This is a genomic window from Bradyrhizobium diazoefficiens (assembly GCF_016616885.1).
Lineage (GTDB): Bacteria > Pseudomonadota > Alphaproteobacteria > Rhizobiales > Xanthobacteraceae > Bradyrhizobium > Bradyrhizobium diazoefficiens_F.
Map to the genome: position 1 here is coordinate 3,024,621 of NZ_CP067102.1, position 18,407 is coordinate 3,043,027.

Sequence of the window (18,407 nt, forward strand, 5' to 3'; positions counted from 1 at the left end):
GATGAGTTCGCTCAATTCCCTGCGCGCGATCTTCGATGCCTGGACCGGCACGGTGGCCGGTGCTGCGGTGGCCGGACTGGAGCGCATGGTCTCGCCGCGCCTGGTGCGGCTGGTCGAAGGCGAGACCGGCGCGTTCGCGCTGGAGGTTGCGAAGCCGGAGAACGCGCCGAGGGAGATCGCGTTCGAGGACGGCAAGTTCACCGGCGCCAATCTCGCGCCAATCGTCCGCGGCTGCCGCGTCGAGATCGTGCTGCGGCCGGCGCGCTTCCTGTTCCGTCCGCTGGAGCTACCGGCGCGTGCGGCCGATTTCCTTGACGGCATCGTCCGGGCGCAGATCGATCGGCTGACGCCGTGGAGCGCGGGCGATGCCGTGTTCGGTTGCAGCGCGCCGGTCGCGCAGGGCAGCGAGAGCATCACCACGATGATCGCGGCCGCACCGCGCCGGCTGGCGATGGGCTATGTCGAGGCAGTGTCCGGTTTTCATCCGTCCGCGATCGCGGTTCTGACCGAGCCGGCCGAGGGCGGGCGCGTCAAGGTGTTCGAGCAGAAGTCGCGCGGCGCGATCGACCCGGTGCGGTTGAGCCGGACGCTGCAGGCGGTGCTGGCGGTTGCCGCGATCGCCGCCGTATTCGGTTCTATCGTCGCGGGCTATCTGGCCGACAGTTTGAGCGCGCAGGAGAGCGAGCTCGAGCAACAGATCACCCAGCGCCGTGCCGCGATCCGCGGTGCCGACGGTGGCGAGCGATCGCCGCTGGCGCTGCTGGAGCGGCGCAAATACGACACGCCGGCGAGCGTGATCGTGCTGGAATCGCTGAGCCGTCTGCTGCCCGACCACACCTATGTCACCGAGATGCATCTGGCCGGCAACAAGCTCCAGATAGCAGGCATCACCCGCGATGCGCCCTCGCTGATCCCGCTGATCGAGCAGTCCCAGCACTTCATCCGCGCGACCTTCTACGCCCCGACCACGCGCAGCTCGACCGATCCCGGCGAGCGCTTTCACATCGAGGCGCAGATCGAACCGAGGAACGCGCCATGAAAAGCGGCATGAGCAGCGGCGGGATGGCAAGCGGAAACGTGGTCGCGCGGTGGCTGAGCGGCTCGCCGCTGATCGCGGTCACGCTCTACCTCGCGGTGACGGCCGCCCTGTTGCTGATGGCGGGCCTGTCGATCGCCGACGTCATCGCCCACCGCCAGGCGCTGGCGCAGACCTCCGACCTGCTCGACCAGCTGCGCGGCCGCAAGGGCGCCGCCAAGAATGCCGCGGCCATCTCGGCTGAGCATCCCGGCACGCCGTTCCTGGAAGGGCCGACGGTGACGGTCGCGGGCGCCAACTTGCTGCAGCGGGTTGCGGCCGCGGTCGGCAATGTCGGCGGCTCGGTGCAGTCCTCGCAGGTCGACGTCTCCGGCGCGCAAATGAAGGACGGCTTCGTCGGCCTCGTCGTCAGCTGCGAGCTGGAGCAGCCCGCGTTGCAGAAGGTGCTCTACGATCTCGAGGCCGGCATGCCGTTCCTGTTCGTCGACCAGCTTGACGTCCAGGTGCCGCAGGCCACGGCGCTGAACGAAGCCAGTACCGGCCGCGTCAGGGTGATTTTGGGCGTCTCCGGCCAATGGCAGGCGGGGAAGTAGGGCGGATCGACCGTGGTTCGGAGTGGGGTTGAAGGCAAGGCGTATCGGATTTAGTTTGCTGCGAGAGGCTTGCCGCGCGCTGGCGCGGTCGGCCGCAAGGAAATCCCGATGTCCGTCTGGCTGAGATCGACAGGATTGGCTGTGCTGTGCGTGGTGCTCGGCATCGCCGCGACTATGGCTGCGACGTCGTCACGCGTGGACATCCTGTCTGACGATGGCGCTGGCAGCCCAGCCGAAAGCGTCGATGTCGGCGCGGTGAGGCCGATTGCCCGGCCGGCGCCGGCTACGAGCAAGCCTGCGCCGCGCGGCAATCCGCTCTGGTCGGTGCCGCTGTCGGCGCTGACCGGGACCCAGGAGCGCCCGATTTTCTCGGCGACGCGGCGGCCGCCACCGCGCGCGGTTGCGGCTGCCCCGATCGAAGAGGCCCACGCGCCGCCGCCGAAGCCCGTCGACGCGCCGCCGCCGCTGATGCTGGTCGGGGCCGTGGTGGGCGAGGGCGATGCCATCGCGATCCTGGTCAACCGCACCGACCAGAAAGTCGTCCGTCTGCGGCAAGGTGAATCGCTGGGCGGCTGGTCGCTCATCTCGGTCCAGCCGCGCGAGGTGACGTTCAAGCAGGGCGATCGCAGCGAGGTGCTGGCGCTGCAACGGCCCGACGGAACGTCCGCACCGGCAGGCACGCCGGCAACGGCGGCGGCGCCCGCCGACTCCGGCGGCAAGCTGACCATGCCGACCACGGCCAACACGTCGTTTGCGCCTTTCGTGCCGCGGTCGACGCCGAAGAACGGCGAGGCGGACGGGCTCTGAGCGCCGCACCAGCTGGCGCGATGTGGACGCATTCGGACGCCATTGCCTAAGCCGTTCAACCGCCTTAAGACGCGGCTTCAACGCCTCAATTGCCGGGAAGGATGCGGCTTGACCGACACGCAGACTGACGCGCCCGGCAAGGCTGATAGTCCGAGCGGCTCCGGCGGCGCCGGGCGGGCCCACCGGCTCGTTCGCGGCTGGTCGGCCAATCTGGTCCAGATGGTGTTGGGCCTGACCCAGCAATTGCTGCTGATCCCCGCATTCCTGCACGTCTGGAGCGGCGACCTGCTCGCGGGGTGGCTTGCGATCTATGCCGCCGGAAACCTTGTCATCGTAGCGGATGCCGGATTGCAGTTTCGCGCCATCAATCGGTTTCTCGCCTTCAAGTCCTGCGCCGATTGCGACGGGCGCACGGCGAGCGTCTACCTCGGGATGCTGCGGATCTATCTCGCGCTCGTCGCCGGGCTCGGCGTCCTGCTCTGCGCGGCCCTGTATCTCGCACCGCCGTCGGCCGTGCTCGGTTTTCACGCGATGCCGACATTCGACGCCGCGATGCTGATGATGACGCTGGGAACGCTCCTGAGTTTGCCCGCCAATCTCTGCTCCGGCCTCTATCGCGTCCGGGGCCTGTATGGCCGGGCCGTGTGGCTGCAAAACGCCGCGCTGCTGCTCGGCCAGATCGCGCAGCTTGCAGCGCTCACCACGTTTGGAAGCCTGCTCGCGGTGGCGATCGCCTTCGTGTCGACGCAGCTCCTCTACACGATCTTCATTGTCGGCTTCGACGCGCCGCACCGTTTTCCGTTCCTGCGCCGTGCCGCACGGACGCCACCCGTCTCGCCATCCTGGCGCTGGAGCATCGGCCAGTTCGGCCGCGCGCTGCCCTTCGCGATCGCGAACATCACCGAGCTTGCGCTCGTCAACGTTCCGGTTCTGCTCGTCTCGGCGCTTGTCACCGATCGCGTCGCGGTGGTGCAGTGGGGGCTGACGCGCGCGATCGCGAGCCTGGTGCGCGGGCTATGTCTCCAAACCGCCTTGCCGCTCGGTGCCGAGCTCGGGCACGATCATGCCATCGGAGACAAAGAGCGGCTCCGCCGTCTTTACGCTCATGGATCGGTGTTCGTCACCGGGCTTGCGTGCCTGGTCGTCGCGGGCTTTCTGCCGTTCTGGCCCGATTTCTTCGCACTGTGGACCCATGGCAGCATACCCTACGACGGGCTGCTTGCAGTGACGCTGCTGCTCGGCTCGGCCGCAGGCGCGCCCTCGCTGATGGCGTTGGTCTTTGCCAATCACAGCAATCGCGGCGCGCTTCTGATCCGGACCAAGGGGCTCCAGTTCGTCGTATTCTTGCTGCTGGCCTTCGTCCTGATACCGAGGCTCGGACCGCTCGGCGCGGCACTTGCCGTAGTCGCGAGCGACGTTCTCATTCAGTTCGGACTGCTGACGCTGGTGATCATATGGCAGACCCTGCGCCACCCGCTCAGGCACGCCGCATTCCTGATGCTCACGGCCGCGGGGATCGTGGCGCCAGGCTGGCTGATCGGGCTCGCAATCACCGCACTCCTGCCGGGGAGCGGGCTCGTGCATTTCGTCCTGGAGTGCGCGATCTGGATGGCGGTGGTCGGCGGGCTCGCAAGCCCGCTGTTGAACACGGCGCTGCGCGAGCGGCTGCGGGCGCTGGTTCCTGCGTAGCCGATGATCTCAGCGTGCAGTCAGCGCCAGCCGGTGCTTCAGCCGTTCCAAATGACGGCCGAATTCCTGGTGACCGGCCTTGGTCTCCTCGGCAAACTGCGCGAGCCGGAGATGTCCGGCCGCGCTCAGGCGCCCGCGCGTGCCCTCGGCGCGGAGACTGATGATGGCGTCTGCGAGTGAGCGCGGGTCGTCATAGTCGAACAGGATCGCGGCGTCGCCGGCCTGCGCCTTGAAGGCTTCGGGATAGATCACAGGCGTGCCGACCGCCCAGGCTTCCAGCGGCGGCAGATTGGTGGGGCCGAAATAGGTCGGCATCACCAGCGCCGATGCGCCGCGGTAGAGCGCGCCGAGCTCGGCGGATTCGACGAAGCCGATGATGGAGATCTGGTCGGACAATCCGTAGGTGCGGATCGCCAAGTCGATCTTGTCGCGACCGCTGCGGTTGGAGCCGCACAGCACCAGTCGCTCGGTGACGCCACGTTCGCGCAATAGGGCGAGCGCAGCGAGCAGCGTGATGTGGTTCTTGTGTGGCCAGAACTGCGCCGGATAGAACAGATAACCCGGCTCGATCCGGTATTTCGCCAGCACGGCGGCATCGGCGGCGGCATCGGGCGCAGACCTGCTGATATAGGTCGATGGCGAGAACGGGATGCAGATCGCGCGGTCCCGTTCCATGGCGTAGCGGCGGCAGAGATCGTCGATCAGCTCGGACGCGTTGACGATCACCGCGACCGCCTTGGTGCTGGCCAGGCGAAACAGGATCTCGCGGCGCTCGAATTCGCCGAAGGTGCGCACTTCCGGAAACTCCGGCGCATCGCGATGGCAGCCGTCGAAGATCGTGATGATGAAAGGTAGCTGATGAAGCAGCAGGTGCCGTTTCGAGGTCGAGGTGAAATGCACGACGTCGACGCCGTCGCGGATCAAAGCGCGCTCGAACGGTGATTTCAGCTTCAGCGCAATCTGGACGAGATCGAACGGCCCACAATATTTCAGGAACAGGAAAGCATAGTCGAGCGCGCCGAACTTGCGCAGGTGGGCCGCGACGCCGAACTGCTTCAGGATCTCCAGCGTCTTCGGATAGGGCGAGTAAACCACGATCTCGTTGCCGGACTTGGCCGCCCAGTCGCGCAGCCAGAGCAGGTCATTGAGCGGCTGCTGGAAGCCGCCGCCGACCTCGAGCGCCTGTTCCAGCATGACGGCGAGCCGCAGCGGCCTCACGGCGTGCCGCTCTTTCTGGCGACCGCGTAGGCCGCCCAGTTCTTCGAACTCGGCGCGTCCTGCGTCAGCCATGCGGCGTGAGCGGCGGGCTGGAAGCCGCTCGCCTCGAGTGCGGCGTCGATCTCGAACGGAAACCAGTAGCGCATGTGGTGCGCTTCATCGACGCGACGGATCGTGGCGCGATCCGTGTCCTCGCAGAACAGGGTGTAGTTCACTGTGACGGTCGCGGCCTGCTCATCATGCTCGGATTGCGCAATCCGGGTCAGGCGCAGCGGCTTCTGCTCGATCACCTTGACGCGCGTCTCGACGCCCTGCGCCAGCACGGCGCCGCCATACCAATAATCGAAGAAGAACAGGCCGCCTGGCTTCAGCGCGGCATGCGCCGTGCGGAACATCGCCGTCAGTGCATCGCGGCTGGTCTGATAGCTGGCCACGTGAAACAGCGACACCACCGCATCGTAGTCGCGTTCCGGTCCGGTCTCGCAGACGTTGCCCTGCCGGAACGGAATCGAGAGCCCGGCCTGCGCGGCGCGCGCCTTGGCGCTCGCGATCATCTCATGGCTGAGATCGATCCCGGCAACGTTCCACCCATTGCGGGCGAACGCGAGTGCATGCAGTCCGGTGCCGCAGCCGAGATCGAGCAGCTTGCCGGAGGATACGCCGTGATCGCGCAGGCGTGCTTCGACGAACGATGTCTCCGCCGCGTAATCCTTGTCCTGATAGAGCAGGTCATACCAGGGCGCGTAGTCGGCGAACACCGTCACGCCAGGATCTCCTTGAGCACCTGTGCGGAGCGCGCGATCTCGTCATCAGTCAAGGCAAGTCCGCTCGGCAGGTAAAACCCGCGACGGGCGATGTATTCCGCATTCGGATGAGATTCGTCGAGCATCAAGCCCATCCGGCGCAGCACCGGCTGCTCGTGCATGCACCAGAAGAACGGTCGCGTGCCGATGCCCTTTTCGCCGAGGCGACGCATCGCCTCCTTGGCGTCGAACGGCACGCTGTCGTCCAGCACGACGCCGTAGACCCAGTAGATGTTGTCGGCATAGTTGGTGCTGGCGACCGGGCGGCGGATGCGGTCGACGCCGGCGAGATGCTCGTCGTAGAGCCGGCCGATCCGGCGCTTGAGCTCGACCGTGCGCGGCAGGCGCTCGACCTGGGCGACGCCGAGCGCGGCCTGGAGGTTGGTCATGCGCGCGTTCCAGCCGAGCTCCTCGTGGACGAAACGCTGCTGCGGCTGGAAGCAGAGATTGCGATAGCCTTGCAGCCGGTCGGCGAGCGCGTCGTCGTCGGTGAGGATCATGCCGCCTTCGCCGGTGGTGACATGCTTGTTGGGATAGAAGCTGAATGTCGAGACGTTACCGAAGCTGCCGCAGGGCGCGCCACGATAGGTCTGACCGTGCATCTCGGCCGCGTCCTCGATCACCTTCAGATCATGCTTACGGGCGAGCGTCATGATCGGTTCGAGATCGACCGGCAGGCCGTAGATGTGCACCAGCATGATCGCGCGCGTGCGCGGCGTGATCGCGGCCTCCACGCCCTCGACCGTCATGTTCCAGGTCGCTTCATCGCAATCGACCCCGACGGGCACGAGGCCCGCGCGGACCACGGCAGCGGCGCAGCTGATGATCGTGAAGGTCGGGATGATAACTTCGGAGCCTTGCTCGAGGCCGAGCGCATGGACGGCGATGTCGAGCGCGACCGAGCCGTTGGTCACCGCGATGCCGTGGCGCCGCCCGGCGGCCTCCGCCAGCGCCTGCTCGAAGCGCTTGATGAACGGTCCTTCCGACGAGATCCAGCCGGTGCGGATGCATTCGGCGAGATAGTCGGCCTCGTTGCCGTCAAGCAGCGGCGTGTTGACGGGAATGAACGGCGCGGTCACAGGCGTGCTCACAGGCCTGGACCCTTGATCCGGGTTTCGGACTGGGGGACTTCGGCAAAGCGGGTCTTGTCGTTCTCGCCGGAATAGGGGCCTTGCTTGATCTCGAACATCTCGACCGGCTCGAGCACGTGGAAGCCGTGCGCGCCGCTGCACAACAGGATGATGTCGCCGGCGCCGAGCACGCGGCTTTCCAGGTATTTTTCTTCGACCGTGTAGAAGTCGACCTGAAGCTTGCCCTTCTGGATCAGCAGCGCTTCCTGGGTGTAGTGCACCTCCCGCGTCACCTTGTTGTGGCGATGCGGCTCGATGCTCTTGCCCTTCGGATGGTTCATATAGGCGAGTTGCTGCGACAGTTCCGGCGACGAAAAGAAGTGGATACCCGGCTCGCGAAACGAGGCGCGCACGATGATCGCATAGAGCTGGTCGCCGAATCGAACATGTTCGACGTGTTCCATCCTGGGCCCTCGACAAAAAGCGCTGCAATTAGAGTGACATAGCGTCACGCTGGGGCACTTTGGCGATTTTGACCGGGACCGTCAAGGGCGCGCCGGCGGCTCTTACGTGTGGCCGGCAAGCTGCAAGATCGTGCCCACGCGCTGACGGAATGTGTGGGTCGAAAGCGTGCGTGCCTGTCCGGCCGCAGCGATCGCCATGCGCGCGGGCTCATCGTTGAGATAGCGATCGATCAGCGCGATACAGTCATCGGCCGAACGCCAGGTCGCTACCTCGCGGCCGGGCTCGAACAGCGTGTGAAGATTGTCCTTGAAGTCCGTGAGCAAGAAGGCGCCGATACCGGTCGCTTCGAACAGGCGTGCATTGCCGGCTTCGGGTCCGGCCATGTCGATATGCGAGTTGAGCGTCAGGCGCGAGGCTCGCAGCGCCTGATACATGTCCACGCCCCACACCTCGCCCTGATAGCAGCGGTGAAGCGGCGACGAGGCGGGCAGTGTATGCAGGCCGCTGCCGAACAGTTTCAGATCGTAGCGCCGCGCGACAGCTTCCAGCTGCGCCACGCGCTGCTGGTGATCGGCCGATACGGCGCCGACGAACGAGACGTCTATGCTGCGCGCCGGTGCAGGCGGAAGAACGTCGAGGATCGCGGGCTCGAATCCCAGATGGATGACCTCCGAGCGGGCGCCTTGTTGACGAAAGAAATCCACCACCGCGGCGATCTGCGAGATCAGTAGATCGTAGACCGACCAGTCTTCGCCGCGCGAGGGCACGATTCCGACCTGACCGACCATGATGGGGCAGCAGATCTGCTTAATCCGGCGCACCAGGCGCGTGTCGACGTGGAACAGATCCTGGTTCAGGACCAGGTCCGGCTTGAAGTCCTCGATCTGCGCCAGCAAGATATTTTCAGCTTCCGCGTCGAGCCGCGGGCTAAGCCCGACCTTGCGCGCGAGTGGCCTCAGCACCGGCTTGAACGGTGCGACCGCGCGTTGCAGCCAGCCGGGAACGACATCGCGCGCGGCCGGCGCGCCGGGCGGCGGCGGATCGGTGACGGCAAGGCCATGCTCGCGCGCCCAGGCCGCCCGCATCCAGGGATTGTTGACATGGATGTCGGCGGCGACATGCCCGAGGCCGGCGAAATTGCGCGAGTAGAAGTCGGCGACGCCGAACAGGCTGGCGTTCCGCGCTCCCATCTGCGCCGCGTAGGTTTCATTCTCGAGGCCCGGATGGCGCCGGTAGAGCCAGGAGAGGAAGCGCGGATAGTCGGCGTTAAGGATCAGGATGCGCACGGTGTCACGGCTCAGTTCGAACAGGCTGCGGGGCGTCACGCACCAGAGCAGGAACAGGATCGCGTTGCCATGGGCGAGCATGGCGACCGAGAGCGACAACGTTGACCAGGACGTACGGCAGCACGCCTGATGACATCAGGGAAAATGAAGATCGAAAAGATGACCGAAGTTCGCGCCGCCGTCGCATTGGCAGTGGATCGGCTTCCGCATCGAGCAGTCGCTCGCGGACGTGCGATCCGATGAAGTTTGCGCCCCCGGTCACGACGGTGTGGCTGTTTTTGTAGCTTTCAAACGGCACTATTGGTTTCCAACTGCGTTTTGGCGGCACCCCTTGCCAGGCACGGCCGGCAGAGTGGTATCGGCTACTGCCACAAACGCCAATAGAGTTGGTATTGGGTAATAAAATACCGTTAAAATCTGTGGATTTGTGCTGGGACGATTTTCCAGGCCCGCGGGTTCGTATAGAAGCCGCCTGGAATGCGCGGGGAGCGCCTCTCGTTCGGAGCAGGTTAATGAAGGTCGTAATTCTCGCGGGTGGTCTGGGAACCCGAATTGCCGAGGAGACCAGCACGCGGCCGAAGCCGATGGTCGAGATTGGTGGCCGGCCCATCCTCTGGCACATCATGAAGATCTACAGCCATTACGGCTTCAACGACTTCGTGATCTGCCTTGGCTACAAGGGCTACATGATCAAGGAGTACTTCGCGAACTACTTCCTGCACATGTCCGACGTGACCTTCCATCTCGCCGAGAACCGGATGGAGGTGCATCGCGAAACCGCTGAGCCCTGGCGGGTCACGCTCGTCGACACCGGTGAGGATACGCAGACCGGCGGCCGCCTGAAGCGGGTGCTGCCTTATGTCGCGAACGAGCCCTTCTTCGCGCTGACCTATGGCGACGGCGTCGCCAACATCGATCTGGCCGCCGAGATCGCGTTCCACAAGGCGCATGGGCGCCGAGCAACCGTCTCTGTGGTGCGGCCGGCCAAACGCTTTGGCGCGGTCGCGATCGAGGGCGACCGGGTGGTCAATTTCGAGGAGAAGCCGAACGATGACGGCGGCTGGATCAACGGCGGCTTCTTCCTGCTGTCACCATCAGTCGGCGAGTTGATCGCGGGCGACAAGACGATCTGGGAACGCGAGCCGATGGAGCAGCTCGTCCGTGGCGACGATTTGCGCGCCTTTGTGCATCCCGGCTTCTGGCATCCGATGGATTCGCTGCGCGATCGAAATTTCCTCGAGGGTGAGTGGGCGGGCAATCGCGCCAAATGGAGGATCTGGTGACGGATCCGGCATTCTGGCGCGGCAAGAAGGTCTTTCTCACCGGCCACACTGGTTTCAAGGGTGCCTGGGCCTCGCTACTGCTGCGCCGCCTCGGCGCCAGCGTCTACGGCTATGCGCTCGAGCCGACGCATCCTTCGTCGCTGTTCGTGACGGCGCGGATTGCCGATGACATCAAGCACCGCATCGCCGACATCCGCGATCTCTCCGCCTTGCGCGCCGCGATGGCCGAGGCCGATCCCGACATCGTCATCCACATGGCGGCGCAGGCTCTGGTGCGCCCGTCCTACGAGGAGCCGGTCGAGACGTTTGCGACCAACGTGATGGGCACGGTGCACGTGCTGGAGGCAGCGCGGCAACTGCGTTCGGTGCAGGTGATCCTGAACGTCACCAGCGACAAGTGTTACGAGAACAACGGCGCGGGCGTCGCCTTCCGCGAGGTCGATCGGCTCGGCGGCGACGATCCCTACAGCAACAGCAAGGCCTGCGCCGAGCTGGTGACGCATTCCTATCGCCACAGCTTTTTCAGGGCGCCGGATGCCGCGCGCGTCGCGACGGCGCGCGCCGGCAACGTTTTCGGAGGCGGCGACTGGGCGCGCGACCGCCTGGTGCCTGACGCGATGCAGGCTTTCCTCGCCGGCGATGCGTTGCGCATCCGCAATCCCAATTCGGTGCGGCCCTGGCAGCACGCGCTCGATCCGGTGCTCGGCTATCTGACGCTGGTCGAGCGGCTGGCGCGCGACGAGAGTTGCATCGGCGGCTGGAATTTCGGGCCCGATGCCGCAAGCGAGGTGCCGGTCGGGACCGTGGTCGAGCATCTGATTGCGCAGTGGGGCGAGGACGCGCGCTGGACCGCCGATGCCGGCCCGCATCCGCATGAGGCCGCCTATCTCAGGCTCGACTGCGCCAAGGCGCGGAGTGAGCTCGGCTGGACGCCGCGGCTCGAGCTGGCCCAGGGTCTGCGGCTTACCGTCGACTGGTACAAGGCGCTACGCGAGGGACGCGACCTGCGCAAATTCTCGCTCGATCAGCTCGACCAGGTCCTCGGCGCATCGTCGAGGACGCCCGCGTAATGTGACGGCTCGCGGCGGCCGGGGCCAAAGAAAGTGGACCGCCGCGTCTCGACCGATCTCGCGGTGGCGCGAATGCGCAGGAGGTCCTTGCGGGCAACCAGCCGACGAGATGCCCGGTCGCGCGCTCGACGATCGGCACCCGCCCCACGTCGGCCAGAACCATCCGATCGGCAACATGCGAGACGGGCTCGTCCGGATAGCCGAGCGTGAGCGAGCGGTCTGAGGCGCAGTTGAACAGGGTGGTGCGACCATCGGCGCTTTCCCGCGCGTCACCGCAGTACTTCCGAGCGGCGCGAGGCCGCCGCCGGAGGTGCCTGATGCCAGGGCAGCGATCCAGATCGCAGACTTCACGAGTAGGATCAGGACCGTGGTCGATACCGCAATGTTGTCGTTTAGCAGGTCGCCGATGATATCGTAGCCGACACCGAGCGCGCGCGGCTCAACCAGGCCGCCGGCGCCGAGGCCACCTGCCGAAAAGCGATGCCCGGGAGATCAGCGTGACAGGCGCTTCAGTTCGGCGCGCGCCTGCTCGGCCAGCGGGTCATCGCTGTGGCGCGCAATGAAGAGCTCGAACGCCTCCCGAGTTCCCCTTCGCCGGGCGGCTTCATATTCCTCCGCCACCGCGGCGGACGGATCGCGCGCCATCGGCATGGAGGCTGCGCGTCCGGCTTTCGCGCTTTGCTTGGCGCTTTCCTTGGCGCTGTCGTCCGCTTTGGCTTTCCCGACCATCACAGGGTGTTCTCCGAAGGGCTCTTGGTCCGGTCCGGCAAGCACTGCCAGCGCCCCGATCAGACCGGCTGAAAGCGGACCCAGTTTCATGACTTCCCTTCCATTGACACGCGAGGCGGAACCTGCATCCTGCCGTGCTCCGTATCACTACGGGATTTGATAGCTAACACGGCGCAATGGAAATTGATGCGCGCCGATGCTAAATTTAAACCAAATGTATAACTCTCAAGCTAGAATCATGCGCCTGTACTTCGAATCTTGCTGAAGCGCTGCCCCGGAGAGTTCCTTGGCTATCTCTGTCACTGTCAGTGCCACCAACAACGCCGAGATCGACGGCCTGCTGTCGGGCTACGAATGGTCCGGCACCATCACCTACAGCTTTCCCGACTCGCCTAGCGACTACGCCAGTCCCTATTCCGGCGGCAGCAGCGAGCCGACGCAGGCCGGCTTCGCCTCGGCGCCGAGCCAGATGCAGACGGCGATCAATTACGCGATCGGACTGATCCTCAGCTACACCAACGCCGACATCCGGTACGCGGGCACGAACGGCGCCGACATCATGGTCGCGCAGTCGCCGGCGGCGAATCCGACTTCCTACGCCTATTACCCCGGCAACTACGCGGCCGGCGGTGACGTCTGGTTCGGCACGCAGTACGACTACACGCAGGCACAGCTCGGCAATTACTATTTCACGACCGGGCTGCACGAGCTCGGCCACGCTTTTGGCCTCAAGCACAGCCAGGAGACCGGCGGCGTCGCCAATGTCGCGGTGCCGAGTGCGCATGACGACAGCGAATACACCGTCATGAGCTATCGCAGCTATGTCGGTGGTCCCTTAACCGGCTACACCAATGAGGCCTACGGATATCCGCAGACCTATATGGCCAACGATATCCTCGCGCTGCAGACACTGTATGGCGCGGACTACACGACCCAGAGCGGCAACACCGTCTACACCTGGAGCCCGACGACGGGGCAGGAGTTCATCAACGGCGTCGGACAGCTCGCGCCTGGTGGCGGCGCCGGCGGTTCGGCCAACCGCATCTACGACACGGTCTGGGACGGCGGTGGCGTCGATACCTACGACCTGTCGAACTACACGACGAATTTGAGCATCAATCTCAATCCCGGCGCCTCGTCGGTGTTCTCCACTGTGCAACTCGCCAATCTGGGCGACGGACATTATGCGTCAGGCAATGTCTACAACGCCTATCTCTACAATGGCGACGCGCGCTCCTATATCGACAACGCCACCGGCGGCTCCGGCAACGACACGATCATCGGGAACGTCATCGCCAACACACTGAACGGCGGCTCCGGCAACGATACGATCACTGGCGGTGGCGGCAACGACACCATTATTGGCGGCGCTGGTACCGATACGGCGGTGTATTCGGGCAATAGGGCGAACTATTCTATTTCGTTCGATGCGAGCACGCAGACGTTCACCGTCACGGATTTGCGTGGCGCCTCGCCCGATGGCATGGATACCGACACGGGCATTGAGTACCTTCAGTTCGCAGATGGCACGTTCGCCAGCTCGTCGTTGATCCCTATCACGATAGAAGCAATGGGCACCACCGCGCTCGTCCAGTCGGGCGGCCTCTATAATCTTAACCCGGTTGGCGCCGGCACAGGGCCAACGCTGAAATATCAGGGCACGGCTTATGTGGCCGGGCAGTTCGGCAGCTGGACTCCGATCGGAGTTGAGCAGATCGGCTCCGGCTATCAGGTGGCCTGGAAGATGATTGGCGTCGATAACTATTCAGTGTGGAGCACCGATAGCAACGGCAACTACATCTCCAACGTGATTGGTGGCGTCTCCGGCTCAAGTGCTTCGTTGGCGTCATTCGAAAGCGCTTTTCACCAAGACCTGAATGGGGACGGCATCATTGGTTTACCATCGAAAACGGTGATTGAGTCCTTCGGATCAACAGAGCTGGTCAAGGTGGGTTCTAATTTCTATTTTGGCGACGTCGGCAGCGGCAGCGTTGGCCCGGAGTTGACATACAAGGGTTCGCCATTCGTGGACGGTCAGGCAGGCGGATGGACCCCGATCGGCGTCGAGCAGACCGGCTCCGGCTATCAGGTCGCCTGGAAAGTGGGCGCCGCTGACAACTATTCGGTGTGGAGCACCGACAGCAATGGCAATTATATTTCTAACCTGATCGGCGGCGTGTCGGGCTCAAGCGCTTCGTTGGTGTCATTCGAGAGCGGTTTTCATCAGGACTTGAACGGAGACGGAGTAATTGGAGCGTCGGCAGCACCGACAGCGGTGATCGAATCTTTTGGTTCGACCAAGCTGGTCCAGGTCGGCAGTAAATTCTATCTCGACAACATTGGTAGCGGCGCGGGCCCAGAACTGAAATACAACAGTTCTCCATTTGTGGCGGGCCAGGCGGGCGGTTGGAGTCCTATCGGGGTCGAGCAGATCGGCTCCGGATATCAGGTAGCGTGGAAAGTGGACGGCGCCGATAACTACTCGGTTTGGAGCACCGACAGCAATGGCAACTACATTTCCAACTTGATCGGTGGTGTGTCAGGGACAAGCGCTTCGTTGGTGTCCTTCGAGAGCAGTTTTCATCAGGACTTGAACGGAGACGGGGTCATTGGTGCGTCGCCAGCACCGACAACGGGGATCGAAGCTTTCGGTTCGAACAAGCTGGCCTCCGCTAAGTTCTATTTCGGCAACCTTGGAAATGGCGGCGCTGGCCCGGAACTGAAGCATGATGGTTTGCTATTCGCGGACGGTCCGCCGGGCAACCTGATCGGTGGGGTGCTGGGCTCAAGCGCTTCGTTGGCCGCTTTAGAGAGCAATTTCCATCAAGACCTGAACGGGGACGGTGTTATTGGAGCTCTCCACGGGGCAGTCTTGAATGGGGAGCAGCATTCGGGGTTCTTTTTCTAGTTGACCGTCGTTCGCGTCCTGCGTTCATGAACCGGAACGTCTTGGTGTGCTCTCCCTGGGCGACGACAAAATCGCGGCAGGGGGACTCGTGTCACGCGATCGCCATTCACCTTGCTGTCGATAGTGCGGTGTCCATCTTCTGGATCGCCTGAGCAGCAAGGATTGCGCCATTCGTTGTCAGATGACCGTAGTCCCAAGTGACCAGATCGCTGGTTGAGCCTGGAATTTTGGTGAGGCAACCTTCGTTGCTGCAAAACAGCTTGATCAGGGAAATGTACCGCGTCCCATTCTCTCTGGCGACGCGTTCAATTCCGTTCTCGATGGCAAGTGTCTTGCTGAGGTCAATTTGCAAGCGGCCTGGCAACATATCCGACCTGCGCTGCAACCAAGATTGCAGCAGGCGCGAGGGAAGGCTCGGATCGAATCTCGGAGCAGGTCCAAGGACGAATATTTCGGCTACGCCGGCTGCCCTTATCTTCGCGATCGTGTCCTCAAGCATAGCTGCATACGCTGATCCGGTCTTCCAATCGTTCGGATAATTCTGCCAGGCACCAAATAAGATGACAGTCTTGGGGGGATGTTTCCGAATTAGCTCGAAGACCGCCGCATTGCCGTCGCGACATCCCGACGACGCGGGTTCGCCAAGTCCGAGCAGGGGCGCGCAACCATTTCTCGTGAGCTGCGAAATGCGCTCCGAACCGAAAACCTCCCGAAGACCTGGCGAGAGCCGCGCAGCATGAGAGTCCCCCCAGATCACGATGGCGTCGCTGCGATTTGTCTTCAGGCATACCGGCAGCAGCTTGGAAGTATCCTCGTCATTTCCGAGCCAGCACCCTGGATTGTAGGCATCCGTCTTGAAATCATAGCGTTCGTAGGCGAGAGCGGCTCGCAATGCGTCCGGTAGCCGGCTGGGGACTCCATGCGCAAATGCAATTGAAAAGCCGGCCAGTCCGACAACGGCAAGCGACGCGACAGCGCCCCGCGCGAGAGGCGAAAGTCGAAGATGCTTCTTGAGCGGCACTTCGACCGCCAGGTAGGTCAGGATTGCTAGACAGATGCTCGCAACCAAACACGCCGATGCCTGCCATGGCGCGAGTGTAGTGCCATTCTTGATATAGGCGAAAACCAGGATTGGCCAATGCCATAAATAGAGCGGGTAGCTGATCCTGCCCAGGAAAACCATCAAGCCGCTACCCAGCGTCCGCATCGCAAGTCTCGATGTTGCGCCGTAACGGATCGCGAGCATCGACCCAACAACGATCACTAGCGCGAACTTGTTTGGCCAAGCCGCTTGGCCGCCGCCAAAGAATGCGACGAGTGCGATCATCGACACTCCAACGATGACACCGATTGTAGAGTTGGCAGACTTGGCGCTTCCCGTTTTCATCACCGCCAACAAACCTCCCGCCGACAATTCCCAAGCCCGCGCAAGCGGCGAGTAGAAAGCTGCAGAGGTGTGACCGAAATGGCTGAGACTCCAGCAGTGCAGAAGTGACAGCAGAGTAATGGTGAGAAGCATCCATTCCATTCGGAGACGGAATCTCACGCCGACAAGCATCAATACCGGCCAGACCAGATAGAACTGTTCTTCGACCCCGAGCGACCAGAGATGCAGGAGCGGCTTTGTCGATGCGGCAAGATCGAAGTAGCCCGTTTCAGACCAGAACAGCAAGTTGGGTAGGAATAAGGCTGCGGCGGCCACTTGTTTCCCGAGCGCTTCGAAAAGACTGGGCGTCGAAAAGACCCAGCCAAAGCTCAGCGCGGTCGTGGTTACTAACAGCAACGCCGGAAACAGACGACGCGCCCTGCGCGCGTAAAAACCTGCAAATGAAAAATCATTTGCCAGAATGATGCCCGTGATCAAGAATCCAGAAATGACAAAGAAGACGTCAACTCCGACAAAACCGGCGGGGACAACTTCCGGAAAGGCATGAAAACCAAGGACCAGGAATACGGCGACCGCGCGTAACCCATCGATGTCGGGACGGTATATCGTCATAATCTCAACGCTGCTGCTGCCAATTCTTATAGCCCTAACATTCGTGGTGACGATAGGGGCACGAAGAAGCGCGGCCTGCACTTGACCACCGGTCCTGTCGCGAGAAACACTGGTTTCACTGGGGAGGCGGTGACATCAAATGGCACGTTTGCAATGTCGCGGACTTCACTTATAAGGCGACTTGCTTTCTCCCGATTTGGAACTATAGATGGCGCGTACAATTAAAGGTTGCGAGGTGTGCGGCGGGTCCGAACTCAAGGATGTTCTGGATCTTGGACGCCATCCGCTGTGCGACGATCTCGTGCCGGTCGGGAATCCGGCAATTCCTGAAACATATCCAATAGATATCGTCTTTTGTCCGACCTGTAAGACGGCTCACCAGGCGTATCAGGTTCCGAAACGGACGTTGTTTCCGAGTACGTACCACTACAGGGCACGGCACACCGCAGATGTGCTGAACGGAATGCGTCAGCTGGTGGAGCGATGCGAAAAGCAGGTCGGTTCACTCAACGAGCTTTTGGTGCTCGACGTGGGATGCAACGACGGCAGCCTGTTGTCGATTTTCAGGGAACGCGGCGCGAGGACCGTTGGTGTCGAGCCGACCGGCGCCGCCGCAGACGCGAAGCTGGCAGGCCACACGGTTTATCAGGACTACTTCGCGCCTTCGCTGGCTGAAAAAATTGCGGCGAGCGGTGGTCTGCCGGACATCATCACGTTCACCAATGTTTTCGCGCATATCGAGGATCTGCGGAGCGTTCTCTCGGCCGTCGGTGCGCTCATGGGGCCGACCACGCTGCTGGTCATCGAGAACCACTATCTCGGCTCCGTGCTCGATCGCTATCAATTCGATACGTTCTATCACGAGCATCCGCGCACCTATAGTCTGACGTCCTTCCGGTACATCGCCAAATCGCTTCAGGCGCGGATCGAGGCACTGGAGTTCCCGGCACGCTATGGCGGCAACATCCGCGTCATGATGCGGCGAGGCGACGGTGAGGAGCAGGCTGCTCCCGAACTCGCCAAGGTGGACGCAGCGGAAGGCGGCTTCGAGCAGCGCCTGCTCGACATGGCGAAGCGGATACCTGCGTGGCAGAAGAGCAAGCGCGCCGAAATCGAAGCGGCCGTTTCTCGCCATGGTCCACTCGTCGGCAAGGCCTTTCCGGGTCGCGCGGCTATCCTGGTGGAGCTGCTCGATCTCGATCAGTCCACCCTGCAGGCGGTCTACGAGAAGCCGGGCTCGATGAAGATCGGGCACTACATCCCGGGCACCCGCATCCCGATCCTTTCCGACGATGATTTCGACAAGCGGCCGAACCGGGATGTACCGCTTCTCAATCTGGCTTGGCACATCTCTGATGAAATTCACGGGTACATGCGCAAGCAGGGATATGACGGTCAGATCATCGATCTATTTTCGCCAGAGGAGTTTGAGCGGGCCTAGTGCTGCGCGT

15 protein-coding genes and 1 pseudogene are annotated in these 18,407 nt (G+C 63.1%); 8 read left to right on the plus strand and 8 right to left on the minus strand.

Annotation, left to right across the window (positions count from 1 at the left end; translation table 11 throughout):
- Window position 1 precedes the first annotated feature (1 nt).
- From JJC00_RS13810 to JJC00_RS13825, 4 genes are all read left to right on the plus strand, one after another.
- Window positions 2–1,039: a PilN domain-containing protein gene (locus JJC00_RS13810; RefSeq protein ID WP_200473078.1), complete on the plus strand. Its 1,038-nt coding sequence runs from the start codon at window positions 2–4 to the stop codon at window positions 1,037–1,039.
- Window positions 1,036–1,629, plus strand: a complete 594-nt coding sequence (gspM, locus tag JJC00_RS13815; protein ID WP_246774203.1) for a type II secretion system protein GspM — start codon at window positions 1,036–1,038, stop codon at window positions 1,627–1,629. Before JJC00_RS13810 ends, gspM begins: the two co-directional genes overlap by 4 nt.
- 108 nt (window positions 1,630–1,737) lie before the next feature.
- Window positions 1,738–2,436, plus strand: a complete 699-nt coding sequence (locus JJC00_RS13820; protein ID WP_200473079.1) for a hypothetical protein — start codon at window positions 1,738–1,740, stop codon at window positions 2,434–2,436.
- 108 nt (window positions 2,437–2,544) lie between these two features.
- Window positions 2,545–4,125, plus strand: coding sequence for a hypothetical protein (locus JJC00_RS13825; RefSeq protein WP_200473080.1), 1,581 nt, complete (start codon window positions 2,545–2,547; stop codon window positions 4,123–4,125).
- A gap of 9 nt (window positions 4,126–4,134) precedes the next feature.
- Here the strand turns inward: JJC00_RS13825 and JJC00_RS13830 are convergent, their stop codons facing one another.
- The 5 genes from JJC00_RS13830 to JJC00_RS13850 all read right to left on the minus strand — a co-directional run bounded on the left by JJC00_RS13830 (window position 4,135) and on the right by JJC00_RS13850 (window position 9,066).
- Window positions 4,135–5,343: a glycosyltransferase gene (locus JJC00_RS13830; RefSeq protein WP_200473081.1), complete on the minus strand. Its 1,209-nt coding sequence runs from the start codon at window positions 5,341–5,343 to the stop codon at window positions 4,135–4,137.
- On the minus strand, window positions 5,340–6,107 hold the full coding sequence (locus tag JJC00_RS13835; protein ID WP_200473082.1) for a class I SAM-dependent DNA methyltransferase: 768 nt from the start codon (window positions 6,105–6,107) through the stop codon (window positions 5,340–5,342). The genes JJC00_RS13830 and JJC00_RS13835 overlap by 4 nt, the downstream gene beginning before the upstream one ends.
- Window positions 6,104–7,237 carry a DegT/DnrJ/EryC1/StrS family aminotransferase gene (locus JJC00_RS13840; protein WP_246774204.1) on the minus strand — a complete coding sequence of 378 codons (1,134 nt, stop codon included), beginning with the start codon at window positions 7,235–7,237 and terminating at the stop codon, window positions 6,104–6,106. Before JJC00_RS13840 ends, JJC00_RS13835 begins: the two co-directional genes overlap by 4 nt.
- Window positions 7,234–7,680 (minus strand): hypothetical protein, encoded by a 447-nt coding sequence (locus JJC00_RS13845; protein ID WP_200473083.1) that lies wholly within the window; start codon window positions 7,678–7,680, stop codon window positions 7,234–7,236. The genes JJC00_RS13840 and JJC00_RS13845 overlap by 4 nt, the downstream gene beginning before the upstream one ends.
- A gap of 102 nt (window positions 7,681–7,782) precedes the next feature.
- Complete coding sequence (locus tag JJC00_RS13850) at window positions 7,783–9,066, minus strand: CgeB family protein (RefSeq protein ID WP_246774205.1); 1,284 nt, start codon at window positions 9,064–9,066, stop codon at window positions 7,783–7,785.
- Window positions 9,067–9,479: 413 nt separating this feature from the next.
- Here JJC00_RS13850 and rfbF point away from each other — a divergent pair, with 413 nt between their 5' ends.
- Window positions 9,480–10,250 (plus strand): glucose-1-phosphate cytidylyltransferase, encoded by a 771-nt coding sequence (gene rfbF / locus JJC00_RS13855; RefSeq protein ID WP_200473084.1) that lies wholly within the window; start codon window positions 9,480–9,482, stop codon window positions 10,248–10,250.
- Window positions 10,247–11,320 (plus strand): CDP-glucose 4,6-dehydratase, encoded by a 1,074-nt coding sequence (gene rfbG, locus JJC00_RS13860; RefSeq protein WP_200473085.1) that lies wholly within the window; start codon window positions 10,247–10,249, stop codon window positions 11,318–11,320. Before rfbF ends, rfbG begins: the two co-directional genes overlap by 4 nt.
- 285 nt (window positions 11,321–11,605) lie before the next feature.
- Here the strand turns inward: rfbG and JJC00_RS38960 are convergent.
- Window positions 11,606–11,788 (minus strand): annotated as a pseudogene (locus tag JJC00_RS38960) (chloride channel protein); the annotation flags it as partial.
- A 24-nt stretch (window positions 11,789–11,812) separates the two neighbouring features.
- Window positions 11,813–12,139, minus strand: coding sequence for a hypothetical protein (locus JJC00_RS13865; RefSeq protein WP_200473086.1), 327 nt, complete (start codon window positions 12,137–12,139; stop codon window positions 11,813–11,815).
- Between the two features lie 196 nt (window positions 12,140–12,335).
- Between JJC00_RS13865 and JJC00_RS13870 the strand changes: the two genes are divergently transcribed.
- The gene (locus JJC00_RS13870; RefSeq protein WP_200473087.1) at window positions 12,336–14,957 is read left to right on the plus strand and encodes a M10 family metallopeptidase C-terminal domain-containing protein; all 2,622 of its coding nucleotides are present in this window, start codon (window positions 12,336–12,338) and stop codon (window positions 14,955–14,957) included.
- Between the two features lie 106 nt (window positions 14,958–15,063).
- Here JJC00_RS13870 and JJC00_RS13875 read toward each other — a convergent pair whose 3' ends face one another.
- Complete coding sequence (locus JJC00_RS13875; protein WP_200473088.1) at window positions 15,064–16,956, minus strand: acyltransferase family protein; 1,893 nt, start codon at window positions 16,954–16,956, stop codon at window positions 15,064–15,066.
- A gap of 208 nt (window positions 16,957–17,164) precedes the next feature.
- Here JJC00_RS13875 and JJC00_RS13880 point away from each other — a divergent pair, with 208 nt between their 5' ends.
- On the plus strand, window positions 17,165–18,397 hold the full coding sequence (locus JJC00_RS13880; protein ID WP_200473089.1) for a class I SAM-dependent methyltransferase: 1,233 nt from the start codon (window positions 17,165–17,167) through the stop codon (window positions 18,395–18,397).
- Window positions 18,398–18,407 lie beyond the last annotated feature (10 nt).